The organism is Streptomyces sp. 2A115 (assembly GCF_052245575.1).
GTDB lineage: Bacteria > Actinomycetota > Actinomycetes > Streptomycetales > Streptomycetaceae > Streptomyces.
Genome location: NZ_JBQQCG010000002.1, coordinates 171,090 through 197,701, shown reverse-complemented (window position 1 = coordinate 197,701; position 26,612 = coordinate 171,090). Strand labels below are relative to the sequence as shown.

General features: G+C 70.5%; 18 protein-coding genes and 1 pseudogene. 7 read left to right on the top strand and 12 right to left on the bottom strand.

All coding sequences use genetic code 11. The features are described from left to right. Positions 1 to 52: 52 nt before the first annotated feature. Positions 53 to 877: an enoyl-CoA hydratase/isomerase family protein gene (locus ACTWQR_RS02445; RefSeq protein WP_443225176.1), complete on the bottom strand. Its 825-nt coding sequence runs from the start codon at positions 875 to 877 to the stop codon at positions 53 to 55. 160 nt (positions 878 to 1,037) lie between these two features. On the opposite strand from ACTWQR_RS02445, the gene ACTWQR_RS02440 reads away from it, so the two are divergent. Beyond that, positions 1,038 to 2,255: an acyl-CoA dehydrogenase family protein gene (locus tag ACTWQR_RS02440; protein ID WP_443225175.1), complete on the top strand. Its 1,218-nt coding sequence runs from the start codon at positions 1,038 to 1,040 to the stop codon at positions 2,253 to 2,255. Positions 2,256 to 2,466: 211 nt separating this feature from the next. On the opposite strand, the gene ACTWQR_RS02435 is transcribed toward ACTWQR_RS02440, so the two are convergent. The 3 genes from ACTWQR_RS02435 to ACTWQR_RS02425 form a co-directional block, all read right to left on the bottom strand. Then, positions 2,467 to 2,655, bottom strand: coding sequence for a YbdD/YjiX family protein (locus ACTWQR_RS02435; protein WP_443225174.1), 189 nt, complete (start codon positions 2,653 to 2,655; stop codon positions 2,467 to 2,469). After that, positions 2,652 to 4,805 carry a carbon starvation CstA family protein gene (locus tag ACTWQR_RS02430; RefSeq protein WP_443225295.1) on the bottom strand — a complete coding sequence of 718 codons (2,154 nt, stop codon included), beginning with the start codon at positions 4,803 to 4,805 and terminating at the stop codon, positions 2,652 to 2,654. The genes ACTWQR_RS02435 and ACTWQR_RS02430 overlap by 4 nt, the downstream gene beginning before the upstream one ends. A 109-nt stretch (positions 4,806 to 4,914) precedes the next feature. Further along, positions 4,915 to 5,136, bottom strand: coding sequence for a DUF3311 domain-containing protein (locus tag ACTWQR_RS02425; RefSeq protein ID WP_443225173.1), 222 nt, complete (start codon positions 5,134 to 5,136; stop codon positions 4,915 to 4,917). 169 nt (positions 5,137 to 5,305) lie between these two features. Here ACTWQR_RS02425 and ACTWQR_RS02420 point away from each other — a divergent pair, with 169 nt between their 5' ends. The 4 genes and pseudogenes from ACTWQR_RS02420 to ACTWQR_RS02405 form a co-directional block, all read left to right on the top strand. After that, on the top strand, positions 5,306 to 6,868 hold the full coding sequence (locus ACTWQR_RS02420; RefSeq protein ID WP_443225172.1) for a sodium:solute symporter family protein: 1,563 nt from the start codon (positions 5,306 to 5,308) through the stop codon (positions 6,866 to 6,868). Next, complete coding sequence (locus ACTWQR_RS02415; RefSeq protein WP_443225171.1) at positions 6,865 to 7,497, top strand: SigE family RNA polymerase sigma factor; 633 nt, start codon at positions 6,865 to 6,867, stop codon at positions 7,495 to 7,497. Before ACTWQR_RS02420 ends, ACTWQR_RS02415 begins: the two co-directional genes overlap by 4 nt. Further along, positions 7,494 to 7,865 (top strand): hypothetical protein, encoded by a 372-nt coding sequence (locus tag ACTWQR_RS02410; RefSeq protein ID WP_443225170.1) that lies wholly within the window; start codon positions 7,494 to 7,496, stop codon positions 7,863 to 7,865. The genes ACTWQR_RS02415 and ACTWQR_RS02410 overlap by 4 nt, the downstream gene beginning before the upstream one ends. Beyond that, a pseudogene (locus ACTWQR_RS02405) lies at positions 7,804 to 7,965 on the top strand (sugar phosphate isomerase/epimerase); the annotation flags it as partial. The gene ACTWQR_RS02410 and the pseudogene ACTWQR_RS02405, both read left to right, overlap by 62 nt. A gap of 173 nt (positions 7,966 to 8,138) precedes the next feature. Here ACTWQR_RS02405 and ACTWQR_RS02400 read toward each other — a convergent pair. After that, entirely contained in the window at positions 8,139 to 10,856 is a 2,718-nt protein-coding gene (locus ACTWQR_RS02400; protein WP_443225169.1) for a glycoside hydrolase family 97 catalytic domain-containing protein, read from the bottom strand. A 133-nt stretch (positions 10,857 to 10,989) separates the two neighbouring features. Continuing rightward, positions 10,990 to 14,133 carry a discoidin domain-containing protein gene (locus tag ACTWQR_RS02395; protein ID WP_443225168.1) on the bottom strand — a complete coding sequence of 1,048 codons (3,144 nt, stop codon included), beginning with the start codon at positions 14,131 to 14,133 and terminating at the stop codon, positions 10,990 to 10,992. Between the two features lie 332 nt (positions 14,134 to 14,465). Here ACTWQR_RS02395 and ACTWQR_RS02390 point away from each other — a divergent pair, with 332 nt between their 5' ends. Beyond that, positions 14,466 to 16,592, top strand: coding sequence for a hypothetical protein (locus tag ACTWQR_RS02390; RefSeq protein ID WP_443225167.1), 2,127 nt, complete (start codon positions 14,466 to 14,468; stop codon positions 16,590 to 16,592). Between the two features lie 113 nt (positions 16,593 to 16,705). On the opposite strand, the gene ACTWQR_RS02385 is transcribed toward ACTWQR_RS02390, so the two are convergent. The 6 genes from ACTWQR_RS02385 to ACTWQR_RS02360 form a co-directional block, all read right to left on the bottom strand. Next, the gene (locus ACTWQR_RS02385) at positions 16,706 to 17,701 is read right to left on the bottom strand and encodes a hypothetical protein (protein ID WP_443225166.1); all 996 of its coding nucleotides are present in this window, start codon (positions 17,699 to 17,701) and stop codon (positions 16,706 to 16,708) included. Positions 17,702 to 17,727: 26 nt separating this feature from the next. Further along, positions 17,728 to 19,014, bottom strand: coding sequence for a TRAP transporter large permease subunit (locus tag ACTWQR_RS02380; protein ID WP_328442132.1), 1,287 nt, complete (start codon positions 19,012 to 19,014; stop codon positions 17,728 to 17,730). Positions 19,015 to 19,017: 3 nt separating this feature from the next. Further along, entirely contained in the window at positions 19,018 to 19,623 is a 606-nt protein-coding gene (locus ACTWQR_RS02375; protein ID WP_443225165.1) for a hypothetical protein, read from the bottom strand. Further along, entirely contained in the window at positions 19,620 to 21,764 is a 2,145-nt protein-coding gene (locus ACTWQR_RS02370) for a hydantoinase/oxoprolinase family protein (RefSeq protein WP_443225164.1), read from the bottom strand. Before ACTWQR_RS02370 ends, ACTWQR_RS02375 begins: the two co-directional genes overlap by 4 nt. Positions 21,765 to 21,886: 122 nt before the next feature. After that, complete coding sequence (locus ACTWQR_RS02365; RefSeq protein WP_443225163.1) at positions 21,887 to 23,497, bottom strand: FAD-dependent oxidoreductase; 1,611 nt, start codon at positions 23,495 to 23,497, stop codon at positions 21,887 to 21,889. Between the two features lie 68 nt (positions 23,498 to 23,565). Then, on the bottom strand, positions 23,566 to 24,669 hold the full coding sequence (locus tag ACTWQR_RS02360; RefSeq protein ID WP_443225162.1) for a LacI family DNA-binding transcriptional regulator: 1,104 nt from the start codon (positions 24,667 to 24,669) through the stop codon (positions 23,566 to 23,568). Positions 24,670 to 25,181: 512 nt separating this feature from the next. Here ACTWQR_RS02360 and ACTWQR_RS02355 point away from each other — a divergent pair. Next, entirely contained in the window at positions 25,182 to 26,591 is a 1,410-nt protein-coding gene (locus ACTWQR_RS02355) for a glycoside hydrolase family 76 protein (protein ID WP_443225161.1), read from the top strand. The last annotated feature ends 21 nt before the right edge of the window (positions 26,592 to 26,612 follow it).

Genomic DNA, 26,612 nt, shown 5'->3' with positions numbered 1-26,612 from the left:
TTCTGTGTTGCCCGGAGGTTACGCTCAGGCGGAGGTGTTAGTGAAGAGGTAATCAAGAAACACTTTCCGGACTACTTGGCGTGGATGCGCCGTCACCCACCCCGGCACGCACCCGTGGGGCCAGGAACGACGCCATCCGCGCCTGCGCCTCACCGCTGCCCGCCAGGCCGGCGATCAGCCGCGCCTCCTCGGCGAGGTGACGGCTCAGCCCGGCCCCGGCGCCGTCACGCAGCAGGTGCTTCGCGGCGCACAGCGCCTCGCCCGCCCCGTCCGCCAGTTCGGCGGCGGTCCGGTACGCGGCCTCGTCCACTTCGTCGTCCTCGACGGCCCGGGAGACCAGCCCGAACCGTTCGGCGTCGCCGCCCGTGAGGACCCGGTTGGTGAGGACCAGATCCGTCGCCAGACGGGGGCCCACCAGGCGCGGCAGAAGCCAGGTGGCCCCGCAGTCCGGGGTGAGACCCATCGCCGTGTAGGCCAGGCGGAAGCGCGCCGACCGTGCGGCCAGGACAATGTCTCCGACCAGCGCGAGCCCGATCCCGCCGCCCGCCGCCGCGCCGCGCACGGCGGTCACCACGGGCACGGGCAGCCCGTACAGAGCCAGCACCGCCGCGTGCGCGGCGGTCGCCACGGCGTGCACATAGGCGCTCGTCTCCGCACCCCGGCCCGCGAAGGCGCGCAGATCACCGCCCACGCAGAAGTTGGCGCCGGCCGCCCGCAGCAGGACCGCGCCGCCCGGATCGGCGGCCACCTCGGCGGTCGCGTCCCGCAGCGCCTCGGCCGTCGGGAGATCCAGGGCGTTGCTCCGTCCGGGATCCTCCAGCCGCAGCTCGACGACTCCGTCGGGGTGGCGGACGACTCGGACCGGCTGGGTGCTCATAGGGATCTTCTTCCGTCGCCGAGGGCCGCTCGGTGTCGAGTGCTCCTCGGTTCAAGCGCCCTTCAGTGTGCAGCGCCACCCAGCAAGATACTGAAGACGCTGTACAGTTTCTAGGACGCGACGGGCGCCGATGCCCGGACGCCCGTCGGCGGGAGGAACCGTGCCCATCCAGTTCGAGGTAGATCCGCCTGTCGCCCAACTCGCGGCGGCCACCACGGAGTTCGTACGCGAGGTGGTGATCCCGGCCGAGCGCGAGTGCGGCGGGTCCGTGCACGACGCTCCCGGCGCCCTGCGTGAAACCCTGCAGAAAGCCGCACGTGAGGCAGGTGTCTTCGCCCCCCATGTGCCGACGCGGTGGGGCGGGCACGGGCTCGACCTGCGCGGGCAGGCGGTGGTGTTCGAAGCCGCCGGGTACTCCCTGCTGGGCCCGCTGGCGCTGAACTGCGCGGCCCCGGACGAGGGCAACATGCATCTCCTGGAGAAGGTGGCCACCGAGGAGCAGAAGGCGCGCTATCTGGGGCCGCTCGCCGCCGGTGAGTCCCGTTCCTGCTTCGCGATGACCGAACCAGCGCCTGGCGCCGGCGCCGACCCCCGCTCCCTGCGGACGACCGCGACCCGGGTCCCCGGCGGGTGGCGCATCGACGGGCGCAAGTGGTTCATCAGCGGGGCCCAGGGTGCCGCCTTCGCGATCGTCATGGCCCGTACCTCCGGCAGCCCCGGTGACCCGGGCGGCGCGACCATGTTCCTGGTCGACGCCGACACCCCGGGCATGCGCGTCGTCCGGGACATCGAGACCCTGGACGAGGGGCTCTTCGCCGGGCACAGCGAGCTCGCCTTCGAGGAGTGCGTGGTGGGCGAGGACCGGATACTCGGCGCCGTGGACCGCGGCTTCGAGAACGCCCAGGTCCGGCTCGGCCCCGCCCGTATGACCCACTGCATGCGCTGGCTGGGATCCGCCCGTCGCGCCCAGGACATCGCGCTGGAACGGGCGGGCAGCCGCATGGCGTTCGGCTCCGTGCTGGGCGACCTCGGTATGGTGCAGCAGATGCTGGCCGACTCCGAGATCGACATCGAGGCGAGCCGCGCCCTGATCCTGCGCACCGCCTGGGAGCTGGACACCGGCTCGGCCGCCGCCGCGCAGCTCACGTCGGTGTCCAAGACCTTCGTGGCGGAGGCGGTGAACCGGGTGGTCGACCGGTCGGTGCAGATCTGCGGAGCCCTCGGCATTTCGGCCGCCGACGCCCCACTCGCGCGCCTGTTCAGGGAAGTACGGCCGTTCCGGATCTACGACGGCCCGTCGGAAACACACCGGTTCGCCATCGCGCGCCGCGCGGTGAAGCCCTACCGGCTTCCTCGTCCGGAGACCGCTGCCGGCTGAGCGCTCCGCTGGAAGAACGGTGATGCTGTGTCGATATGCGGCTCCGCCGCGTGCGCGGGCCGGTGATGGCTCGCGCCCCGCGGCGGAGCCGCATATGTCACAGCCCCGCGCCCCTTACAGGGCGCGGTACCGCACCGAACTCAACCAAGGCCACTTGGGTTCCCCTCCGGTACGGAGCTCCGGTGCACCCTGCGGTCCGGGGGCCGTGCGTTCAGCAGCAGCGGCTCTGAGGGTGGGTCTCCCGGTGCAGCGTGCGCAGCACCTCGTACTCTCGCCGGGTCGGCACGGGGGCGTTCGGGTGGTGGCCGCGGTGGCGCTCGCAGTAGCGGTCGTAGTCCGCCTCTCCGGTCAGCTCGCGCAGGTACCAGCGCACGGCTCGCGCCCAGCGCCGGACGTTCACGGGCGGGCACCCACCAACGGCTCGGCGGCGTCCTCGGGCACGTCGATGCGGGACTCGACGTACGGCGCCTCGGTCGTCGGGAGCGGAACGGGCGACCGCAGGGCCCGTACGCACACCACCGCCGCGTTGCCGATGACCACCGCGACCAGTACCAGGAACAGGGCGATCAGGACGCCGTCGACCGTGGAGTTGGTGACCACGGTCTGCATCTCGTCGAGGGTCTTGGCGGGCGGCAGGACCTGGCCGGCGTCGATGCCGTCGGCGTACCGCGCGCGCTGGGCGAAGAAGCCCACGCGCGGGTCGTCGGAGAAGATCTTCTGCCAGCCAGCGGTGAAGGTGACGGCGACCACCCAGGCCAGCGGGACGCCGGTGATCCAGGCCCAGCGCACCCGCCCGGACTTGATGAGGACGGTCGTGCAGACGGTGAGGGCGATGGCGGCGAGCAGTTGGTTGGCGATGCCGAACAGCGGGAAGAGCTGGTTGATTCCGCCGAGCGGGTCAGTGGCGCCCGTGTAGAGGAAGTAGCCCCAGGCGGTCACGACGAGTGCGCTGCACAGCCAGATGCCGGGCTTCCAGTTGACCCGGCCGATGGGCTTCCAGACGTTGCCGAGCATGTCCTGGAGCATGAAGCGTCCGACCCGGGTGCCCGCGTCGACCGTCGTCAGGATGAACAGCGCCTCGAACATGATCGCGAAGTGGTACCAGAAGGCCTTCATCGCGGTGCCGCCGAAAACCCCGGAGAAGATCTCCGACATGCCGACCGCGAGGGTCGGCGCCCCGCCGGTGCGGGCGATGAGCGTCTGCTCCTCCACGGCCTTGGCGGCCTGCGCCAACTGGTCGGGGGTGATGGTGAAGCCGAGGCCCGCCACGGCCTGTGAGGCGGACTCGGCCGTCGTCCCGAGGAGTCCCGCGGGTGCGTTCATCGCGTAGTACAGGCCCGGTTCGAGGGTGGCCGCGGCGATCAGGGCCATGATCGCGACGAACGACTCCATGAGCATGGCGCCGTAGCCGATCATCCGGACCTGCGACTCCTTCTGGATCAGCTTCGGGGTGGTCCCCGAGGCGACCAGTGCGTGGAAGCCGGACAGCGCGCCGCAGGCGATGGTGATGAAGAGGAAGGGGAAGAGCGCTCCGGCGAAGACGGGGCCGGCGCCCGAGGAGGCGAAGTCACTCACGGCGTCCGTACGCAGCACGGGCGCGGCCACGACGACCCCGACCGCGAGCAGTGCGATGGTGCCGATCTTCATGAAGGTGGAGAGGTAGTCGCGCGGGGCGAGCAGCATCCACACCGGCAGGACCGAGGCGACGAAGCCGTATCCGACCAGGCAGAAGACCAGGGTCGTCGGGCTGAGCGTGAAGGTGTCCGCCAGCGAGGAGTCCTGGATCCAGCTGCCGCCGATGATCGCGAGCAGCAGCAGGGCGACACCGATCAGGCTGGTCTCGACGACCCTGCCGGGGCGGATGACGTGCATCCAGAAGCCCATGAAGAGGGCGATGGGGATGGTCATGGCGACGGAGAAGGTGCCCCACGGGGAGTGGGCGAGGGCGTTGACCACGACCAGCGCCAGCACACCGAGCAGAATGATCATGATGGCGAACACCGCGATCAGCGCCGCCGCACCGCCCACCTTGCCGATCTCGTCCCGGGCCATCTGCCCGAGCGACTTGCCGTTCCGCCGCATGGACAGGAAGAGCACCACCATGTCCTGCACCGCCCCGGCGAAGATCACTCCGGCGACGATCCACAGGGTGCCGGGGAGGTACCCCATCTGCGCCGCGAGTACCGGCCCCACCAGCGGCCCGGCGCCGGCGATCGCGGCGAAGTGGTGGCCAAGGAGGACCCGTCGGTCGGTCGGCTGGAAGTCGACGCCGTCCTCCAGGCGTTCGGCGGGTGTGGCCCGGCGGTCGTCCGGCTTCAGCACGCGCCGGACGACGTAGCGGGAGTAGAAGCGGTAGGCGATGGCGTACGAGCCGAGGGCGGCCACCACCAGCCAGACCGCGGAGATCTCCTCACCCCGGGCCAGCGCGAGGACGCCCCAGCCGACCGCGCCCGCCAGAGCGACGGCACTCCACAGCAGGATCGACCGTGGGCTCATCCGGGACCGGGTGGACTGCGGATCCTCCGGCGCCGGGAGACTGGATTCGGGCATGACTGTTCGAGGCATGACGGCTCCTCACCTTGACGGTGGTGGGTGATGGCTGGGGTGCGGCGGGCGCGCCCGGATCAGCGGGGGTGACGTACGAACCTGACCGACCCGATCAGGGGTCGCGGCCTTCCTTCCTGGTCAGCGCGTACGCGGCGAGCAGGCACAGCCCGCACCCCGGTACCCAGGCGAGCTGGTACCAGTAGAAGAACGGCGTTCCGGCGAGCCGCGGGCTCGCGCCGGCGTACCAGGGGACCCACAGCAGCCCTGCCGCGGGCGCGAGGAGCAGCACGGCGACCGTGACGCGCCGTAGCCGGTGGTGTCCGGTCCGTGCCATGACCTGTGCTCCTCTCCCGCTCGCTGTGGGTCTGTGCAAGAGTTGCCCACCCACCGGAAGTGGTTGACAGCGGATTTCCAGAAGATTTCCCGCCGGTTTTCTGTCCTCCGAACCACCCGCCCGCGCAACTCTCCGGCGAGGGCTTCAGGCACACCAAGGACGGTGACCCATGGCGGATGGCGCGATGACCGCGACATTCCTCGCTGTGATCGGCGGCGCATCGCTGCTCGCCGTGACCGCCCGCCGCCTGCACCCCAGCGACCGGCTGCCCTCTCTGGAGGGCTGGGCCCTGGCCGACCGGAGCCTCGGCCCCGTGTGGACGTGGCTACTGCTCGGCGGCACGATCTTCACCGCCTACACCTTCACCGCCGTACCGGGACTGGCGTACGGCAACGGCGCGGCCGCCTTCTTCGCGGTGCCGTACACGGTGATCGTCTGTCCGCTCGCCTTCGTGCTGCTGACGCGGCTGTGGACGGTGGCCCGCCACCACGGTTACATCACCGTCGCCGACTTCGTGCGCGGGCGGTACGGTTCGCCGCCACTGGCGCTGGTGGTCGCGCTCACCGGGATCCTCGCGACGATGCCGTATCTGGCCCTGCAACTGCTGGGCATCCGCGCGGTGCTGACCGCCGGGGGCCTCTATCCGCGGGGCGCGGCCGGGGATCTGGTCATGGTCGCGCTCTTCACGGGCCTCGCGGTGGCGACGTACCGGCACGGGCTGCGCGCGCCCGCCGTCATCTCCGCCCTCAAGGCGGTGGCCGTCTTCGTCTCGCTCACCGCCGTCTGCTGGCTGGTCCTGAACCGGCTCGGCGGACCCGGCGCGGTCTTCGACGGGGCGGCGCGGCGGCTCGGCGGAACGGACGTGGCCCACTCACCCCTGCTCCTGTCCCCCGGACAGCAGCCCGCCTACGCCACGCTCGCCCTGGGCTCGGCCCTGGCGCTGCTGATGTACCCGCACGTGCTGACCGCCGGTTTCGCCGCCGACGGCCCGCGCACCGTGCGCAAGGTCTCCGTCGCGCTGCCCGCCTGGACGGGGCTGCTCGCCCTCTTCGGTTTCCTCGGCATCGCGGCCCTGGCGGCGGGCGTGCGGGCGCCGGAGGGGGGTGCCGAGGCCGCCGTGCCGATGCTGGTGGACCGGCTGATGCCGGGGCCGCTGGCCGGGCTGGTGTTCGGCGCGATCACCGTGGGCGCGCTGGTTCCGGCCGCGGTGATGTCGATAGCGGCCGCCACCAGCTTCGTACGGAACGTATACGTCGAGTACGTCCATCCGACGGCCACGCCCAAGCGGCAGGTGCGGGTCGCCAAGGCGGTGTCGCTCACCGCGAAGGTGGGGGCGGTCGCCTTCGTGTTCGGGCTGCGCGACCAGGACGCCGTCAATCTCCAACTACTCGGCGGCGTGTGGATCCTGCAGATCTTCCCGGCCGTGGCCGTCGGGCTGTTCACCGGCCGACTGCATCCGCGGGCGCTGCTGGCCGGGTGGGCCACGGGCATGGCGGCCGGGACCTTCCTGGTGGTGCGGGAAGGGTTCTCGTCCATCGTGCCGTTCGGTCCCGCCGACCAGCCGCTGGAGATCTACGTCGGCCTGGCCGCCCTCCTGCTCAACCTGACCGTCGCCGTGGTCGGCACCGCGGTCCTCGAACGCCTCGGCGTTCCGCGCGGCGCCGACGCGACCGACCTGCCGGCCCGCCTGACCGTCAGGCGACGCCCCGAGACGGGAGCCAACAACCCGTGAGACGCAGACAGCACATGCGCATACCTGTGGTGCCGCCGACGGCTCCGGCCGTCGTCGAGCCGGCCGTCACCGAGCCGCTGATTCCGCAGCCCGCCGCCACGAGCGAGGCCCTCGCCCCCACGGTGAGCGATCCGGCCGAGCTCGAACGGGAGGCCGCTCTCGCCCGCCTCTTCGAGCTGCACTACGCCTCGATGCTGCGACTGGCCGTCCTGCTCGGCGCCGACGACCCCGAGAACGTGGTGGCCGAGGCCTACTACCAGCTCTACCGGAAGTGGCGGCGGCTGCGCGAGACCGAGGCGGCGGAGGCATACCTGCGCTCCACCGTGTGCAATCTGACCCGGATGCGCATACGCCACCTCCAGGTCGCCCGCAAACACGTCGAAAACCCGCCGGACGACGTCGTCGCCTCCGCCGAGAGCACCGCCCTTCTCCACGACGACCAGCGCGTACTGATCAACGCGCTCCAGCAATTGCCCACCCGGCAGCGCGAGGCACTCGTCCTGCGCCACTGGCTCGGCCTCAAGGAGAGCGAGATCGCCGCCGCGATGGGGATCTCCTGCGGGTCCGTCAAGACACACACCGCGCGCGGCATCGCCGCCCTGACCCAGGCGATGGAGGCACGGCGATGAACGACACCAGTCCCGACCGAGCTGACAAGGACCGGCCGGAACACGGCCCTGGGCAACAGGACCGCGCGGAAAGGGACCGTACGGAACGGGAGCTGCGCGCGGCCCTCGAGACGCTGGCCGGCGGAGTGCGAGCCGCCCCCGACGCCTACCGCACGGCCCGCGGCGACTGGCTGCGCCGCGAGAGGCGCCGCCGGCTCGTCCTCGCCGTCCTGATCGCCGTGGTCTTCACCCTCGCCACGCTGATCGGACTGTGGGTCCTCAACCAGGCCCCGTCCGACCCCGGCGTCATCTTCTCGGGCGCCCAGAGCGCAGAGCGGGGCTGGCTTCCGGCGCTCGATCGAGGAGTTGCTGCCGCTCTTCGAGCGTGAGGGCATCGCCCTCGACCTGGAGGCGCACCCGGACGACTTCTGTGAGGAGAACGAGGAGAACACACCCGCAGTCGACCTGGTACGGGCCATCAACAGGCCTGGGTCCCGGCATCCCGTGTCGAGCCGCCGACGGCTCCAGCCGCGACAGGGCGATCGAGAGGGCCGGCCGGATCTGCTCGGTGAGTTCCACGTCCCGGCGGATGTCGCCGGGCACCTCGTAGCGGTCGCCGTGGCGCCCGAGGGCCGACGCTGCCGCCGGCCCTCGGAGTGCCGCTATTCAGTGGTGTCGGCGGCGTCAGCCGTGACCAGACGCAGTTGTGCGTCCGCCCAGTCCGCGTGGTCGGAGTTGATGCCGTCGCCGCCGTCGGTGACGCGCAGCGTCAGGCGCCGCACCCCACTGACGTCGATGTCGAGTGCGCGAGCGGCGTCCGCGGGGGTCATCACCTCGGTCCGTGCGAGCAGTTGCCCGTCACCCACCACTTCGAAGACGACCGTGGCCGTGCCGCCGACCTCGTCGTCGACACCCACGTGAGCCCGGAAACGGTCGTACGCGCCACGGATGTCGACGGACACCTCGGCCGTGGCATGCATACCGAGGCCTTTGTCGTACGCGGTGCCGCGGATGCGCAGGGGACCGCCGTCGCCTCCGGCGCTTTCCCCGTTCGAAGTGTCGCGTTCGACCGGCCCCCAGCCGTTGCGCTCCTCCGCGAACGGCAGATCGCTCACGTAGTCCACTCCCGGCGGTGCGACGAACACCCGTACCGTTCGCTCCTGGCGCAGCGCGGGGACGCCGGCCCTCTCGCCCGGAGCCCAGTAGGAGGCGCTCACCACCACGTCGTGGTAGCCGTACGCCGCGTCGGACGGGACGTGCACGGTGGCGCGTGTGCCGATCGCGGCGCCGGTGGCGAGTTCATCGGCGTGAGCGGTGCCGCCTGTGACCGTCCACCCCTGCGGGGAGCTCACGCGCACGGTGGCGTCGCGCGCCGGACCGAAGTCCTCCACCTGCAAGGTGCCTTCGACATCGACCGTCGTTCCCGGGTCGGCCTCCGCTTTCTGTGGTGTGGCCGACAGGGCGGTCAACGGCATGCGGTCCACGGGCCGGTCGCACGTGGTGCGGCCCGGCAGGGCACGGCAGATTATGGCGGCGAAGCCGCCGCCCGCCGACGTGGGGACCGTCAGGACATCGCGGCGGTCGGCGACCCGGGAGTCGCGGACCAGGCCGTCCGGTCCGTCACGCAGGACCTCCAGCCGCCAGCGGCCGGCGCCGAGGAAGTCCAGCGGTACGCGCCGCGTGGCAGGCCCGTCGGCCGCGGTGACGTCGCCGACGAACCAGCGGTCGCCGTGACGCCGTGCGAGGGTCGCCCCGTCACCGGGGTGCCCGGACAGCAGCCGTGTCTCGTCCCAGACGGTCGGTACCTGCTCGAGGAACCGTTCGAGCTCCGGACGGGACCGGTATGCCTCCACCGAACCGGCGAAGTTCTGGAAGCCGGACTCGTAGACGACCGACAGGGCCAGTTCCGCGGCCTCCGAGGTGTTCCGGGTGCCGAACTGGAATCCCATGGGTGTGTAGTCCATGGATCCCACCACATTGCGGGTGTACGGCAGTGTGGTGATGTCGGCGAGAGACACGTTGCCCTGCTCGGCACCGTAGACCGCCTCCATCGACATGACGTGCGGCCAGGTGCGCTGGATGCCGTGCGGGATGGTCGATCCGTGGAAGTTGACCAGCAGTTCCCGTTCGGCGGTCGCCTCAAGGATGTCGTCGTACCAGCGGAAACGCTCCTGCGCATCCGAATCCATGAAGTCGATCTTCAACCCGGCCGCGCCCCACTCCTCGACCCTGCCCAGGGTCTCCTCGCGTTCGGCGGCCGTGTCCAGATCGGACCAGTGCATCCACACCAGGATCTTCACACCACGCCGCTGCGCGTACTCGATGAGCCGCGGCATCCAGTCCTCGGTCTTCCACCCGTCGTCCACCAGCGTGTACTCCCAGCCGTGGGCGGCGCTGTAGTCGACGAACCGCTGCTGGGTCTCCAGGCTGCGCTGCGCGGCGCCGAAGCCGGCCAGCCAGGACCAGGCGACCTTGCCCGGGCGGATCCACGAGGTGTCCGTCACCCGGGAGTCGGGCGCCAGGTCGTCGGTGAGGGTGGACTCCGTGACGGTGGCCAGGTCACCGATGACGGCGGTGCGCCACGGGGTGGCCAGCGGGCCCGCCGAGGTGATGCGTTCGTCGGCGAGTTCCACCCTGTAGCGGCCGCTTCCGGCGTCGTGTGCGAGACGGCTGCCGGCATAACGACCGTCCACGTCCGACTCCGTGAGCAGGACATAGGACTCGCCGACCCGGAAGAGCGAGGGGTACGCGTAGTCGCCTGCCGCGGCGTCCGCAGCGGTGGTCTCGGTGCGGGGCCGTTCGTAGTTGGGCGTGTACGGCATCAGCCACGCCGCGGCTTCATCCGGCACCTGGAAGGCGGAAGCCTCGCCGAGCACCGTCACCTCGTCGTCGCCGGGCAGGACATAGCGGTAGGCGAACCCGTCGTCCGAGACACGGACGACCAGGTCGAGCCGGGCACCGTCGTCCTTGGCGAAGGAGAACCGCGCCTCGGTCATATGGGCCACACGCCGGCGTTGCTTGCCGGTCGTCGTGGAGTACCGTTCGGTCACTTTCCGTACGGTGTGGCCACGAAGCCGCAGACCGGCGGTCAGGTCGGAGGCATCGGTGGTGATGCCGACCGGGGCGGGTTCCAGCACGGTGGTGCTGCCTCGGCGTACGCCCAGCGACAAGGTGCCTCGTGTGTCGTCGAGTTGCAGATGCGCGGTCAGGGCGTCGCCGGGCTCTCCTGCCCTGTGCGTCACGTTCCACGACGTGGCCGCCGCGCTCCCGGCGGCCGCCGCGACCGGAAGAGTGGGACTTCCCAGTCCCACAGTGGCGCTCACAGCTGCGGCGAGCAACGCCAGCAGTCTGCGTCTGAACCGGTGCGTTCCTGCGTGCACGTAGACCTCCACTCGAGTCCGGCAACGTTGTCAGTTCGCTTTCTCTCAGCCCGCCAGGCAGACCATTCCTTCTGATCTCCTTCCCGGCATCCCACTCCTCAGGGGATTGCTCCTCAGGGGATTGCTCCTCAGGTCACGAAGTGACGGTGAGGGACGTGAGTGCGGTGTGGCCTCCGGCCGGGGCGGTGACCCGGAGTGCCACATAGCGGGCCGTGCTGTCGGTGCGCAGGACTCCCCGCGCCGTCAGTCGTGCCGCGCCCGTGTACGTACGGCCGTCCCTGCTGAACTCCGCCTGCGCTGCCGGAATGCGGCCACCCCGCCACTGTGTGCGGATCTCCGTGATGTGCCGCTCGGCGCCCAGGTCGACGACCATGCGCCCGTCCGGGCCGGGGGTCCACGCGGTGCCTTCGTCTCCGTCCACCGCGGCTTTCGGGTCCGTCATGCCGGGCGGCAACGGTGCGGTCGGGAAAGTGGGACGGCCGAGTGCGAGATCGGCGAGCGGGTACGCCGTGGCGCGCGGCACGGTGACCGTCGTCGTACGACCCGTGCGGACCGTGGCGTCGAGGTTCTTGCCCTGAGCGGAGACGGTGACACGGCAGGAAGGTCCGCCGAGTCGCACCGTGCGGCCGTCGACCACCTCGGCGCGCAGACCGACGGGAATGGCTTTCCCGGAGAGGACCATGCGCGCAGGCAGCAATACGGCGGAAGCGGCGGACAGTTCGGCTCGAAAGTCCGTGCCCGATTCGGTGACGGTCTGGACACCCGCGTACAGGCGGATTCCCTCGGCGGGCGAGCGCGGGATCGTTACCGTGGTGGTCACGGGATCCGAGGAGAGGTTGAACAGGCTCAGGTAGTCGTCGGTGAGAGTGGCCTTCACCTGGGCGGACCGCACCAAGGGGCCCTTCCGGGCGGCTGCGGCGCGGAGCCGCTCGGGCGTCGCGTCCGGGAGTCCCTCGACCAAAACGCCCTCGGCCGGTCCGTCGGAGAGGACGACCGCGTTGCCGTACACCGAGATCGGGTTGGCGCCGCCGCGCACGACGAGACCGGCACGGCCGTCGATGTCCAGCCAGCCGCCGCGGCTGGTGAGGTCCGCCTGCGGCCAGGCGACCAGGTCGGTCCACTTCCGCCCGTCGACCGATCCCTGTATCCGGTACGCGCGGCCCGCCGCGGTCTCCCAGCGCAGGGTCACGCGGTCCACGTCCAGGGCCGCGCCCAGATCGACGGCGAGCCAACTGTCCGCGCGCGGACGGTCCGCACGGGACACCGCCCAACGGGTCGAGCCGTCGCCGTCGACCGCGAGTACGGGCTCCTTGCCCGGGTCGAAGGATGACGCGGAGGCCGTCGCCCCGGCGCCGCGCGCCAGGTCGGCGCCCGCGGCTGAGTCGCGTATCTCGAAGGCGTACAGCGAATAGCCGTAACTGGGGTCGGGGCGTACCCCGAGCATCCGCAGATGACGGAACCGGCCGCGAGGAAAGGTGAATTCGTCGACCCGTGGGCCGGTGGGAGTCGAGGGACCGGCCTGGGCCACGACCGTCGCGCTCCCCTCGGCCGCCCGGTACGTGCGGCTTCCGTCCAGCCCCGGCATCCCGGGCATGTTCAGGTTGCGCACCTCCAGGTGGCCTTCCCCGGCGGCCGTACCGGAGGTCGCGTACACGACGGTCCCGGTCGGGAGCGTGGTGAAGCCCGCGTACCCGGCGTCCAGCGTGAGCAGGCTCGCGCTGCCGTCGAACCCGTCCCGCAGCCGGGAGTACGCGACGACCGACCGTCCGGTGACCTTGGCCCCGGTTCTCGGCAGGAACATCGGCGTCGTACCGCTGAGCGCGAACAGCCAGTCGTCATGGGCCGGTTGCCAGGCGAACTTCACGAAACCGGCTTTGCTGACCACCCCGGCCCACGCGCCGGGCGACTGGTGGGAGACGAGGCCGGGGCCCGGGCCGTGGTCGATGACGCCGCTCGCCTGCTCGAAGAGCTCACGCTGCGACAGGGGTTGCACCGGTGCGCGCCCCGACCGGGCCCGCCACTCGTGGAGCAGATAGCTGATGGCCAGTTCGGCGCGCGCCTCGGGTTCGTACTTGGGTTCACCCGAGAACTTCGCGAGGCGGTACTGCGGCGGGTACGCCTGGTAGGCCTCCAGACGTTCGGCCAGGGCGAGTTCGCAGCGGGCCGCGGCGCGGTCTGAGGCCACCTGTGCGAGGAAGGCGAGCGGGATGACGTCGCGGCCGTAGAGATGTTCGCGGTCGGCGACCATCGGCATCAGCGGCTCGCCCGCGTCGCTCATCACGCCGAGCAGGGTGCGCCACAGCGGCCCGGCGTTGGGCTGTGCGGTGAGCACCTGTGGGAGGGCGCGGCCCGCGACGAGGAAGTGGGCGGCGTTGCGTCCGGAGGTTCGCCAGAGTTCTTCCTGGTAGTGCGGGCCGAACGAGCCGTGGTTCTCGACGATGAACGTGTCGTACAGGTTCTGCGCGGTGTTCTCGCTGACGGCGATCCCGTCCACGCGGGCCGGGTTGGCGAGGTCGGCGGCCGGCAGGCCCGCCTCGTTGCGGCTCCACCGGCCGAAGGCGCCGCGCCATGCCTCGTACCGCGCGTCGTCGCTCGCCCAGGCGAGGCCGGGGGCGAGGGCTTGGGCGTAGATTCCCATCTCCTCCAGCTTGGTGTCGCCCTGGAAACCGCCGTCGAGACCGTGCGGGGTCCAGTCGCCGGAGTCGGGATCGTCTCCCGTGCCCAACCCGGCGGTGTACTGGGCCTGTTCGCGGGCGATGGTGTCGACGTTGCGGCGCGTCACCTCGTCGAGGTCGTCCCACAGCAGCCGGGCCGCCAGGACGAAGTAGGACTGGAAGGTGGTGTCGAAGAACAGTTTCCGGCCCCACTGGGTTCCGCCGGTCAGTCGGTTCGACGCCGCGAAGTGCTTCAGGGTGGCGAGGGTACGGGCGCGCAGGGTGTCCTTGTCGACCCCGGCGTGCTCGGCGTCGTACGGGCCCCGGGTCAGCAGGACGGCGTTGCCGAGCACGACCGCGAAGCCGAAGTCCTTGGCGGTGTAGTGGCCTTGGGCCGCATCCCATTGCTGTTCGGACCAGCGGGTGTGGGTGAGGAGGGCACGGTAGTACGTGTCGGAGACAGGGGTCATTGCCGGATCGGGCGCGGCCGCCGCGCTCCCGGCGGCCGCCACGGCCATGGCCTGCTCTGATCCCAGGACGAGCGGGGAGGCGGTCAGGGCGCCGGAAACGCCGAGCAGCTGAATGAGGTGACGGCGGGTGAACTCCGTGGCTGGCTGCGGCATGTGGCGGCGACCTTTCCGTCGACAACGTTGTCAGAGGGTCGCGGTCATTCTTCGGGTGCGCCATGGGCGCGTCAAGGGTGCTGCCGCTGTTGGCCTTGAGGGGGCAATTGGGTCGTGCAGCCCTGTTGACCGACCCGTCGAGCGCCGCTTAGGTTTCACGGCGGTGAAAGCGCTTGCCGTTGCTGGTGTGTCCCTGATGGCGGCCGGCGGGTCGCACCCCGCGCCGAACCGAAGCGCACCGATCCCCATGACGAGATGGCCCAACTGCGAGAAGCGCCCGACTGCCCTCAACTCTGACAACGATGTCAACAGACGAAGGGTGATGCCCGATCATGTCCCCACTGAGCCGCCGTCTCTTCCTCGGCACGGCCTCGGCCGCCTTCCTGGCAGCAGGCACCGGATCCGCCGCCGCGCTGTCGGAAAGCATCCGGCGCAGAGCGAGAAACTGGACCTTCGAGAACGACTCCCTCAGGGCCACGGTCACCTACGAAGACGGCGGCATCAGCCTCACCGGGCTCCTCAACAAGCGTGCGGGCCGCGACTACTTGGCGGCTCCCTCACTGCTCTTCGCCCACGAACTCGACGGCGCCGACACCGTGCGCGCGGACGACGGAGGGTGGCGTCTGGGAGCGACGACCAGGGAACTCATCACCGTGCGCACGAAGGAGAGGTCCTGGCGGGTCGGGGAGCGCGTCCGCATCCCCCTGCGCAGAACCGGACCCCGACCGTTCCGCGTCACCCTGGTCTTCGAGATCTACGACGGCGACACGGGCCTGCGCTACTTCACCCTCGTGCGCAACGAGGACACGGCCCGCGAACTCACCCTCACCCGCTCCACCGTGATCGACCTGCGGCTGCCGGACGAGCCGCACACCCTCCACTACGTCCCGAACATGAAGTGGTTCAGCACACGGGGGTCGTTGAGCACCGACCCCGTCGGCAGGTCCTGGCCGAAGAAGGCCCTCACCGTGTACGACACCGGGGACGGCTGGAGCATGAGTCCCGAGCTCAACTGGAAGACCCAGCGTGGCAACGGCAACTACCCGACCGACTACATGCTGCCGCCGTTCGCGGGCATCAACGCCTGGCACGAGCAGGACACCGTCTCCGTGGACACCCACCCCGAGGCGCTGCGACTGACGCTGTTCCCGGGTGAGGAGTTCGAGTATCTGGCGGTGAACCTCACGGTCTTCAAGGGCGACGTCGTCGACGGCAAGATGGCCGACGAGCTGCACTTCCGCAAGCGCTTCAAGTACCACCACACGACCACGCTCTTCCACCAGAACGACTGGGACTACCGCGGCGGCCCGGGTCACGAACTGCCCGCCGGCTACTACTACGACACGGTCATCCCGCAGACGAAGCGGGCGGGCCTCGACATGGTCATGCTCGACGACTACTGGAACACCACGCGCGACACCATCGAACCGAGTGACTCGATGAAGAAGTCCATCACCAGCCTGGGCACGCTCTCGAAGACCCTCAAGGACAACGGACTCGGCTTCGGCCTCTGGTTCTCGCTGACGGGAGACGGCCACCTCAAGGGCCGCGACCTCGCCGACCCGGCCCAACTCGCCTACAAGACAGGCCAGATCGAGACGCTACTCAACGACTACGACGTCACTCAGCACATGATCGACCTCACCGAGTACTGGCAGAACGAGCGGACGACCGCCTATTCGCACCCGAGTGACAACGTCTACCGCAAGGCCGTCCTCACCCGGGCCATGCTCAACGACCTGGTGACGAAGAACCCTCAGTACCTGCCCAAGCTCACCAGCGAACTCGACATCGCCCCCACCCAGGGCGACCGCAACAACGGTTTGCTGCACATCGCGTACAACGGCTGGAACACATCCAACGGAGGCGTCACCGGAGAGGACCTGTCGCTGCGCACCGCGCTCACCGCGTTCGGACACCTGCCGATGGCCGCGACGTACATGAACGGCGGCAAGATGACCGGCCGTATGGAGGACTACTACTCCTACATGGCCGTCCGCGCGGTCAAGTTCCCCCAGGATCCCGGCGACGCGACCAAGTGGCCCGACGCGGCGGTGAAGTTGATGGGCATCTTCAACGCCTGGCGCAGGCGACCCGAGATCACCGCCCTGACGGACGGCCAGTTCCTGCCCGTCCATCTGGGCCAGGGCTGGGACACGACGGAGTGGGACAGTGCCAAGGGCCCGTACGTGTGGATGTGGGCGGACGCCTCGCGCCGCACCGCCCTTCTGATGGCGACCGCCGCCGGCACCGCGCAGACCGCCGTCGATGCCAAGGTGCGCTGGCTCAAGGACCGTACGACGTACGCCGTCACGGACATCACCATCGACGACGACGGCACCCAGGCGCACACCGCGAAGGGGCAGTTCACGGGCGAGCGCCTGCGCACCGATGGGCTGCCGGTCGACCTGTCCGAGAACACCTCGAAGGGCAAGGCGTTCTGGCTGGAGGCGACGTAGGCACGGGGCGCACACATCGAGGGTCCGACAGGCCGGCGTGGCCGGACAGGACCGGCCGCGAAGGCGCTCGACCCCGCCGGAATCGAGCGCCTTCCCCCGGCACAGTGCCCGCGTCAGGCGCGGGCCATCGCGATGGAACCGGCCAGGCGCTCCCCCGCCTCATAGATCATGTACGCCACGCCGCCGTCGGTACCGAACGTCGGGGAGGCTGATCGGCCGTTGTCGGGGGCCGCGTTCCGGGAGTTGTAGAAGACACCGAGGTGGGCGCGCTTGCTGAAGTCGTTGCCCACCTCCGTGATCATCAGGTCGCCGCCGCTCGCCTTGTCCTTGTTGTAGACGACGTACGTGCTGTTGTTGCGGTGGAGCAGGTGCGGTCCGCCGATGTTGACGGCGCCGACGTCGGAGTGACGGACCAGCGGCTGCTGGTCGTAGCTCCAGGTGCGCCCGTCGGCCGACCAACCCCAGTGGATGTCACGGTGGTTGGTGGTGTTGTTCAGCATGAACACCATGACGTAGTGGGCGCCGCGGGACGGCAGCTCGTGCGGGAAGACACGGGCGTACGACGTCTCGGTCGTGCCGCTCGGCAGCATCGACGTGGACAGGACGACCTTGTCGTAGGTGAAGTTGATGCCGTCCTTGGACCGGGCCAGTCGCGTCGTCGTGTTCTCTCCGTGGAAGTAGAGCCACATCTCCTTGGCACTCTCGTTCCACATCACGTGGGCGGACGCCACATGGCTGACGGAGTAGTGGGGCTGCCAGTCGTTCGAGACGATCGGGTTGTTCGGATACTCCGTGAAGGGGCCCTCCAGGGAGTCGCCGTAGGCCAGGCAGATGCCGCCGGGCGCGTCGTGCGGCCCGTAGTACAGGTAGTACTTCGCAACGGGACTGGCCAGACGTCCGGCCGTTCCGCGGATGCACGGGAAGATGATCTCGCCCGTCGGGTTGTACTTCAGCTGGGACGGGGTGAGCAGCGTGCGGACGTAGGTGTAGTCGGGGAATCCGCCGGGTGCGGCGGACGCGGCCGGGGCGGAGAGTCCGCCGAGGGTGAGGGCGGCGCCGGTGGCCGCGGTGGTGCGCAGGAACAGACGACGGTCGAAACGCTCATGCATGGTCGGCTCCGAGGAGAGAGGGAACGTCAGAGGTAGGTGGCCGCGGTGACGCACAGCCCGCCGAGGGCGACGGCCCACACGTACGGGAGCGTGCGCACCATGACCTGCTGCGGGGAGACTCCCGCGTACTGGGCGGCCCAGACGGTCTGCGTACTGGTCGGGTCGGCGACGCCGAAGACCTGGTTGTACGACGTGGCCATACCGAGGACGACCGCGGCGGGATAGATGCCCGTGGCGATCAGGACGCCCGCGATCCCGGCACCCAGTCCGAAGACGTTCAGCGGCCCGCGGTAGAGGCACAGCGGCGCGAGCAGCGTGAAGACGATGACGAACAGCACGGCGTTGTGCGGGCTGACCGCCTTCATCAGCGGTTCGAGTGCGTCGACGGCGCCGGGCAGCTTCACCGCGGCGAGCAGGATGCCGATGGCGATGAACAGGGCGATCGGCGGGGCGGCCACCTCGAATCCGCCGTACAGGGTGCGCAGGAGCCGCTTGTTCATGTCCCGGGGCCGGGTGGTGGTGGCCAGGGCGTACAGGACGCCGGCCAACAGGGAGGGGATGATGGCGAGTTCGAAGCCCAGGGCGAGGATCAGGGGTACGGCCGGGGTGAGCAGCGCGTACCAGGGGGCGTCGCCCAGCTTCTCCCGTCGGCTGGGTGAGCGGGGCTTTTCCTGCAGGGACTTGAGCGACCAGGTGTGTTCCACGCCGCGTCGGCGCGACTCGACGAACACGTAGAGGACGGCGGCCACCAGGGCGAACGGGAACAGCTTGACCATGAACCCGCGGACGGTCGGCACGGGCAGTTCCAGAGCCGTGGAGAAGAACTGCCACAAGGGCAGTTCGAAGGGGATGCCCACGGCGATGCCCATGAGGATGGTCCCTGCGGCGGTCACCTTGGGGATGCCCACGGCGATCATGGCAGGGATGCCGATGAGCCCCGCGAGCATCGCGGCGGGCGCGGAACCGGTGACGGTCCCGACGAGGGCGGAGACAGCCAGCACCCCGAGGGCCACGACGACCGGGCGGTCACCGCCGAACTCGACGATCTTGCGGACGAGCGTGGCGGCGACGCCCGTCTCCTCCAGGAGTTTGCCGAGCCACGAACCCAGCACGATGGCGATCATGGTGGCGGCCAGCGTGGGCGCGCCCTCCTGGAGAACTGTGTCGATGACGCTGTTCTTCCCGGTCAGCGGCGCGCCGGCGAGGAAGGCGATGACGACGGCGAGGAGGACGAGCGCGAAGGCCGTGGGCAGTCTGCGGGTGAGCATGGCTGCGACCCCCGCTGCCATGACGAGCAGGATGACGAGACCCATGGTTCATCTCTCCCTTCCGGGCGCGGTCACCGCGGCGGTGAGCGCGGCGGTGAGGAGCAGGGGGCTGCGGCCGAGTCCGCAGACCGTACGGGCACAGGCGTGGGCGGCGATCTCCTCGGCCCCCGCCACATGGCCGAGGACCCGGAATCGGCCGAGCCGCAGGGCGATGTGCCCGACGGCTTCCTTGAGAGCGGCCTTCATCTCCTTGCGGTGCAGCAGTTCGTGTGCGGCCTCATGGGCGAGGGCCGCGGCACGCACGGATCCCACGGGATACCAGGAGCGCCAGCCGAGTTCGTCGATCAGCGTCTCGGCCCGTTCGATGGTGTCGGTGTACAGCTCGACGGTGGCAGGACGCGAGGTGTAGCGGGCGAGCAGCAACTGTTCGAGTCCGTCGCCGCGTTCGACGATCCGGGCGCGGCACGGGCCGGGGTCGAGTGCGGCGCCGAACGCGTCGGCGGCCTGGGCCCATTGGCGCAGTCGGGCACCTTCACGTCCCTCGTGCGTGGGCGTCGCGGCGAGCAGGCGTACCGCGAGATCGAGGTCGTCCGCGGCCGGATCGGCGGCGGGCCCGAGGAGTCCCACCGCCCGTCCCGCGAGGGAGCCGGTCATGACCGCACCTCCAGTACGGCGACCACGGGTTCGTCGGCCGCGCGGTCACGCATCTCGCTGCGGGCCAGGGCGAGCAGGGGCTGCGGGTCGAGGACTCCGGAGAGGTCGGCGATGCGGGAGCCGAGGAGGAGGCGCAGCGCGGGGGCGCGGACGCCCCCGTCGCCGTACGACGTGGCCTCGCGCACCAGGTGGGCGAGGAGTTCGGGGGCGGCAGCCACGGTGGTGGCGGCCACGCGCGCGTCGGAGGCGTGCAGGCGCACCACGCCGTCGGCGTCGACGACGCGTACGGGTCGCCGGGTAGCCCTCATTCGGCGGCGCACCTCGGTGCCGTAGACCGTGTGGGCCGGGGTGCCGGCGAGGACGCGGACTCGGGCGGGGTCGGTCTTGAGGCTGGCGGCCGCTGCGGCGAGGCGTCCGGCGTCGTCGGTGCTGTGTGCGCGGTCCTGGGTCCGCAGTTCGGTGGCGCCGGTGGCGATGGCGCGCACGGTGCTGGTCTGCGGGTCGAAGGTCACCTCGACCTCGACCCCGTCGGCCGCGGCCCCCTGGGCGACGACGGCCTGTTCGGCCTCGGCGCGTACAGCGAGGATCTGCTCCTGGCCGGCACCGGGGATGATGCGCTCGATCTGCTCCCGCACCAGGGCGAGGGCCACGCCGATCGGGCTGATGACCTCGTTGTGCCGGGCGATCCTGCCCTCCATCCCGCTGAGCGCCGCCACGTGCGGAGTGACGGTGGCCGCTCCTCCCCCACCGCCGACGAGCACCGCGGTGTCGGGGTCGAGGCGGTAGTCGCGGACGAGCCCGTCCACCACCTTCCTCACCTGGGTCACGCCCGCGTCGAGGATCCGGCCCGCGGCCGTCGGCACGTCCACGCCCAGGGCAGCGGCGAGGGGGGCGATCGCGGCCCTGGCGACCTCCTGGTCGCAGCGCGCGAAGTCCCCTTCGGGGACGCGGCCGAGGGCGTTGGCGGCGCAGGTCATGGTGATGGCGTACCGGCCGCCCGCCGCGTCCAGGACGGCGTGGTCGCCCGGGTCGTCCGGCATCGGGGCCACCGTGGCGAGAGTCGCGTCGCGCAGGTCGTCGAGGCCGGCGAAACAGGCGTAGGGAAGTCCCGCGATGTGGGCGCTGCGCGGCCCGACGCCTGTGACACGGGCCTGCTCGACGCGCATACGGTCGACGCGGACCATCGAGCCGCCGCCGACCCCGACGGTGCGAACGTCCAGGGCGTTGAGGTACGAGGCCTTGCCGAGCATCGTGGCGTGCCGGACGGCGACCCTGCCACGGCGTACGACGCTGATGTCGGTGGAGGTGCCGCCGGTTTCGAGGAAGACGCCCTCGCTGATCCGCTCCTGCATCAGGGCGCCGGCGACTCCGGCCGCGGGGCCCGACAGCACGGTCAGGAGCGGGCGTCGCCGCATCTCGTCCAGCGCCATGACCCCGCCGTCGCAGCGCATGACCATGAGCGGCGCGGTGACGCCCGCCTTGGTGATGGACGCGTCGACGAGGTCGGCGGTAGTGAGCATGCGCGGCAGGATGGCCGCGTTCACGACGGCGGTGCGGGTCCGCTTGTGCAGCCCGTACAGCGAGGTGATCTCGTGCGCCGCCGTCATCGGAAGCCCGGCCGGCCCGGCCGCCTCCAGTACGGACTGCTCCCCTTCGGGCCGGTCGACGGCGAACGGCTCAGTGGCGACGAGGACTTGGACGCCCGCTCCCGTCAACTCCTCGACCGCGGTACGTACGGCGGTCGCGTCGTCCGGGTCGGCGACGTGGGCGTAGGCGAGCGGAAGCCGCTTGCCGGGGGCGAGTTCGAGCCGGCCCAGCGCGGCAAGGCGGCGGGTCAGGACGGCGGCAGGTCCTGAGCCGATGCCGATCAGGCCGACCGTGGCCACATCGCCCTCCAGCAGGGCGTTGGTGGCCTGGGTCGTGCCGTGCGCCAGGAACGCGATGTCGGCGGGAGCGCGGTCGACCTGTTCGAGCAGCCGGCCGAGCGCCTCGACGATGCCGTGGGCGACTCCGTCCTCGTGATGGTGGCTGGTGGGGACTTTGACCTGGCCCAGCAGGCCCAGTGTCGTGGCGTCCACGGCGACGGCGTCGGTGAAGGTTCCGCCCACGTCGATGCCGACGCGGATGCGGTGATGGGTCATGTCGGAGCACCTCCTTGTGCTGTGAAAGTCGTGCTCGGGCGGTCGCGGGCGGGCCAGGGGAAGCCGGGGCCTTCCAGCTCACGCGCGCGGTTCGGCGTCCGGGGCCGCCGTGTGTGCCGGGGTCAGTAGCCGCGTACGTCGGGCCAGTGGCGCTGCACTCCGTCGTGGTCGAGCCGTCGGGCAAATTCCTCGAACCGCTTGTCCTCGGCCTGGACCTGGTGCGGTTCGACGTCCTCGGCCAGGCAGTGGGCGGCGAGCGCACCGGCGGCCTCGCCGATGTTCCACTCCACCGGGTGGAGCCGGAAGCAGCCGTTGGTGATGTGCGTCGTGCCGATGTTCTTGCCTGCCGGCAGCAGGTTGCGGACCCGTCGCGGCACCAGTGCACCGAGCGGGATCTCGAAGGGCACCGAGCCGATGTCGATGTAGGTGTCACCGCCCGTCGAGGGGTGCAGGTCGATGCGGTAGCCGCCGACTCCGACGGAGTCCCGGTGCTTGGTGCCGCCGTAGGGTCCGACCAGGTCGATCGCCACGTCGTGCTCGGCGACGGTGGTGACGGCCTTGATACGGCGCGACTCGCGGACGTAGGGCGCCTTCGCCAGGCCGTCGGCGGTGCCGGTCACGTCGGGGCGCAGGCGGAGGCCCGGTAACCCGGTGCCGCCGTCCGGGCGGGGCGCCTCGGTCTGCAGCCAGTACAGGACCGACAGGGACAACTGCCGTGCCTCGGCGACCGCTTCGGCTCCGGTCTGCGCTCCGGCCCCGACGAGCGGCTTCAACCAGTAGTCGTTGAGCGGCCAGTTGACGAGGGTGATGTCGGAGTCGAAGGCTCCGGGGCGGTGCATCCTGTGGGCGAGGATGCGGCGGAAGCCCCACAGTTCCTTGTCGCCCGCGTCAGTGCTCTGGTCGGCACTCACCGCGAGTGGGTCGTGGTCCGGGTTGGGGACGAAGGTACGCGACACGGGTTCCAGGGTGCGCGGATCGGGAGCCTCGAAGCCCAGTAGCGGTCCGGGCCAGAAGTCCGGCCGGTACGCGCGCCAGAAGCCGTAGTCCGCCGGACGGTCGACCGTGTGGTCCTCGCCCTCGTGATGGGAGAGCGCGAAGCACACGGTGATGCCCTGCTGGTTGAGCGGCTGGGCCCGGTCCGGGGCGTGCGGCTCGTCGTACTCGGAGCGCGCCTCGGCACCACAGGCGTACTCGACACCCGCGAGGTCCAGGAGTTCACCAGTCTCCGTGGCGTCGAGGACGTACCGGGCCGCGATGGTGACGCGGGCGCCGTCGTGCCGGTGCTCCAGCGTCACGGACCGTACGACATCGTTGTCGGACTCCGCCGCGACGGGCCCGTGGTCGGTGAGGACGGTCAGCCGTCCGGCGGCCCGGTGGGGCGCGAGCATGGCCTCCAGCACGGCCAGTGCCACACGCGGCTCGTGACAGAGTTTGCTCACGCGTCCGGCGCCGGGGTTGAGGTCCGTGAGCGCCAGCGCCTGCGAGCGCATCGGGTACCACTGCCGGTAGAACTGCCGTATGCCCTCACGGAGTTGGCGGTAGGAGGCGGTGGTGCCGAACTGCTCGACCCATGGGTGTTCGTCCGGGGGTACGGCCTGCGAGGTGAGCTGTCCGCCGATCCAGTCGGTCTCCTCGGTGAGCACGACGCTGCGTCCGGCCCGGCAGGCGGCCAGCGCCGCGGCGACGCCGCCGAGTCCGCCGCCCACTATGAGGATGTCCGCTTCGGGTATCACGCTTCTCCTTGCTGGTTGTTCCGGTTCACGGAGGACTCAGTGGATTCAGTGGATTCGGTGAGGGGAGGTCAACGGCGCTCCGGCGGCCTCCCGGTGGTCGCACCTGGCCGGAACACACAAGTGACCAGGGGTTCCTCGGCCTGCTCGTCGACCACGAGTGCGGCCAACAACCGGACCGCGGCCGCGCCCAACTCGTGGCGGGGGATGTCGAAACCGGTGGGTTGCGGACCCTCGACGAGATCGGGCGGAGGGCTGCCAAGGAGAGCGAGGGAGAGGTCATCGGGGCAGGTCAGGCCGGCTTCGTCCACGGCTGTGCGCAGGGCGCGCCAGGCGGCCCCGGTGTCGGTCTCCTCCGCGACGAAGGCGGTGACGCCCTCGGCAAGCCATCGGCCCAGCACCTCGGGTGTGATGTCGCGCTGCGGATCGGCACAGCGGAAGACGGCCTGGGGCCCGCCGGCCAGTCCGACCGCCTCCAGCCCCTCCAGGAAGCCCCGTTGACGGTCCGTCGAGGCCGGCGCGTCATCCTCCTCACGGATCAGGACGACGCGGCGGTGCCCCAGTGACGCCAGGTGCCGGACCACTTCGCTGCTGGCGCTCACATAGTCGGCGCCCACCCAGGACAGTCCTTCCAGCTCTTCGCGACGCCCGAGGTGCACGACCGGGAACCCGTCGGCGACCATCCTCTTCAGCTCGGCGAGCGGGACGTGCCGGCCAAGGAACAGACAACCATCAGCGAGCCGTACCCGGTTCAACGCCTCGGGCCCGGCCGCCCCGGCGCCACCGGAACTCGACCCCGTGAACAGCACCAAGTCGTAGCCGCGCGCGGCGGCTTCTCGCTCCACGCCGACGAGGAAGGGATAGTACGAGTGCTGCACGTCCGTCGGGAAGGTGGCCGTGAAGCTGAAGACGCCGAGCAGGTTGTTGCGGGCCGCCGCCAGGCGCCGCGCCGCAGGATCCGGTGCGTAGCCAAGACTGCGGGCGGCGTCGAGCACCCTCTGACGTGTCTCGTCGGAGATCGCCGAGGCCTGCGCCTTGTCCGACAGCACGAGCGACACCGTGGCCTGGGACACCCCGGCCAGTTGGGCGACCTCCGCCTGCCGCGGTCGTGACGTGCGCCCCGCCACCGTGGGGGTCCGACCACGCCGCGACCGCTTCCTGGGCTGCTCCACCATGCTCCCCACCCGGCCGTTCACGGCCGATGTCCGGGCTGTTGATGCGTATCAGTAATGCGTATCAGTAATGCGCATTAGCACGTACTGTGAGCGCCTTGAGGGCGTCGGTCAAGGCTTCCTGCACGACTTGTTCGGACCTCGGCCAACGACGAGAAGCGGTGCGAGTCGATCCTTCCGGGACACAACGGCCGGTCACGCGGGCGGCGTTCAGCCTCGCCACCGGCCGACTCCGACGCGGACGGGTTGCGGTTGCCGAGCGGTTGAGCAGCGCCGCTCGGCACCCCGTCCGGCGAAAGCGCCGACGGCACGGCAAGGATCAGCTGACCGGCGATATCGCGGCGTGCGCGATCAGGTCCAGACCATTGACGTGTACACCGCTTCCGGTTAGCGTCTGCGCACACGCTTTCAAGGACCAGCCCCTGTGCCCCACCGCAGTGTTCGGCAAGCCTCGGGAGTCTTCCATGCGCGCCAAGCGATCTCTTTCAACCGCACTCCTGCTCACTCTGACAACGATGTCGGCCTTTCTGGTTCAGGCCGCTCCGACGGCTTCGGCGGCCGCCGCGGCGGCGGTTTGCAACAAGTACTGCGACGCGCGGGACCCGGCCCTCAGCAGCCAGGACCGCAAGCCCGTCACCGCGACACTCTTCGGGCGCACGTTCGTGCTGCACTTCGACGACGCCGACGCCATGGGCTGGGCGTCCATGGGCAACGGCAGCCCCGGGGACGAGGTGTGGATGGACCGCTCGTTCGACGGCGGGCGCACCTGGTCCTCGGGCAGCAGGATCGGCGCCACCACGATCCCGGCGGGCCAGAGCGGCTGGCGGACCATGATGTACAACGTCGACGACTGGGCGAACCACGGCGTCGGCGCCCTGCGCGCCTGCGGCAAGGCCGCCAACCGCACCGACATCGTCTGCACACCCTGGGCCCGCTCCACCTGGAACGCCGCCGACCGGCGCACCGCGGCGGCCACCGCGCAGATGCAGTTCTACGACTACAGCACCGGCCTGTTCGACACCACCGGCTGGTGGAACTCCGCCAACGCGCTGCACGCCGTCATCGACAACGCCCGGATCACCGGCATGAAGAGCTACACCTACGCCATCGGCCGCACCTACGACCTGCAGGTCAACGCCCATGCCGGGCAGTTCCGCAACGACTACATCGACGACACCGGATGGTGGGGCCTGACCTGGATCGCGGCCTACGACCTGACCGGCGACCCCCGCTACCTGGCCACAGCCCGGGCCGACGCGGACTACATGGCCTCCTACTGGGACAACACCTGCGGCGGCGGGGTGTGGTGGAGCACCGCGAAAACGGTGAAGAACGCCATCCCCAACTCCCTCTACATCGAGCTCAACGCCGCCCTCCACAACCGCATCCCGGGCGACACCACATACCTTCAGCGCGCGAAGGCGGACTGGACCTGGTTCCAGGGCACCGGCATGATCAACTCCGACCAGACGGTGGGCGACGGCATCAGCCTGAGCACCTGCAAGAACGGCAACAGCACGGTCTGGTCGTACAACCAGGGCCAACTGGTCGGCGGTCTGACCGAGCTGTACAAGGCCACGGGCGACTCCTCCGTACTCACCGCCGCCCGTCGGATCGCCGACGCCAACACCACCTCCAGCAGGCTCAACACCTCGGCCGGCATCCTCAAGGACCCCTGCGAGAGCGGTGACTGCGGCGCCGACGGACCCTCCTTCAAGGGCGCCGACGTACGCGGCCTGGCGAAGCTCAACGCGGTCCTGTCCGACCGCCCCTACACGGCATACCTCAACAAGCAGGCCGCACAGGCCTACGCCTCCGACCGCAACGCGCTCGACCAGTACGGCCTGCGCTGGTACGGCCCCCTGGACAAGACCGACGCCGCCCGCCAGCAGAGTGCCCTCGATCTGATGAACGCCGCCTCCTGACCCCCACCAGCCGCCGCGCCG

Coding starts and splice junctions, on each gene's coding strand:
- ACTWQR_RS02445 (WP_443225176.1), bottom strand. CDS start 877: ATGAGCACCCAGCCGGTCCGAGTCGTCCGCCACCCCGACGGAGTCGTC.
- ACTWQR_RS02430 (WP_443225295.1), bottom strand. CDS start 4,805: ATGCCCGAATCCAGTCTCCCGGCGCCGGAGGATCCGCAGTCCACCCGG.
- ACTWQR_RS02425 (WP_443225173.1), bottom strand. CDS start 5,136: ATGGCACGGACCGGACACCACCGGCTACGGCGCGTCACGGTCGCCGTG.
- ACTWQR_RS02420 (WP_443225172.1), top strand. CDS start 5,306: ATGGCGGATGGCGCGATGACCGCGACATTCCTCGCTGTGATCGGCGGC.
- ACTWQR_RS02410 (WP_443225170.1), top strand. CDS start 7,494: ATGAACGACACCAGTCCCGACCGAGCTGACAAGGACCGGCCGGAACAC.
- ACTWQR_RS02395 (WP_443225168.1), bottom strand. CDS start 14,133: ATGCCGCAGCCAGCCACGGAGTTCACCCGCCGTCACCTCATTCAGCTG.
- ACTWQR_RS02390 (WP_443225167.1), top strand. CDS start 14,466: ATGTCCCCACTGAGCCGCCGTCTCTTCCTCGGCACGGCCTCGGCCGCC.
- ACTWQR_RS02385 (WP_443225166.1), bottom strand. CDS start 17,701: ATGCATGAGCGTTTCGACCGTCGTCTGTTCCTGCGCACCACCGCGGCC.
- ACTWQR_RS02380 (WP_328442132.1), bottom strand. CDS start 19,014: ATGGGTCTCGTCATCCTGCTCGTCATGGCAGCGGGGGTCGCAGCCATG.
- ACTWQR_RS02375 (WP_443225165.1), bottom strand. CDS start 19,623: ATGACCGGCTCCCTCGCGGGACGGGCGGTGGGACTCCTCGGGCCCGCC.
- ACTWQR_RS02370 (WP_443225164.1), bottom strand. CDS start 21,764: ATGACCCATCACCGCATCCGCGTCGGCATCGACGTGGGCGGAACCTTC.
- ACTWQR_RS02360 (WP_443225162.1), bottom strand. CDS start 24,669: ATGGTGGAGCAGCCCAGGAAGCGGTCGCGGCGTGGTCGGACCCCCACG.
- ACTWQR_RS02355 (WP_443225161.1), top strand. CDS start 25,182: ATGTCGGCCTTTCTGGTTCAGGCCGCTCCGACGGCTTCGGCGGCCGCC.